This window comes from Cupriavidus sp. SIMBA_020 (genome assembly GCF_046535395.1).
GTDB lineage: Bacteria > Pseudomonadota > Gammaproteobacteria > Burkholderiales > Burkholderiaceae > Cupriavidus > Cupriavidus campinensis.
This window is the reverse complement of record NZ_JAWRWU010000975.1, coordinates 1-259: the sequence shown is the minus strand read 5'-3', so window position 1 is coordinate 259 and position 259 is coordinate 1. Positions and strand designations below refer to the sequence as shown.

The following is a 259-nucleotide window of genomic DNA, read 5'->3' as shown; positions in this document are numbered from 1 at the left end:
CCGAGCGCGACGCCGGGCAGCGTGCCGCAACTGCTGCTGCAAACGCATTCGACCGGCGCGGCCGGTCTGCTCGCGTCGGTGCGCTACGTGCAGCGCATCAACACGGTCGGCGGCGCGAAGCCGCCCGCGCCGTGCACGAGCGAGCACGAATCGGGCAGCTCGCCGTATCTCGCGACCTACGTGTTCTACCAGTAAAGGCGCTTACTGGTAGTCCGTGAATCGGGACAGCGGCGTGATGTTGTTCGAGACCGGCGTGTAG

At 67.2% G+C, this 259-nt stretch carries 1 protein-coding gene; it reads left to right on the top strand.

Translation table 11 applies throughout. From position 1 onward, the window contains the following. Window positions 1-195, top strand: a 195-nt coding sequence (locus tag SB751_RS32375; protein WP_410749306.1) for a DUF3455 domain-containing protein, incomplete at its 5' end; no start/stop codon positions are given. Window positions 196-259 lie beyond the last annotated feature (64 nt).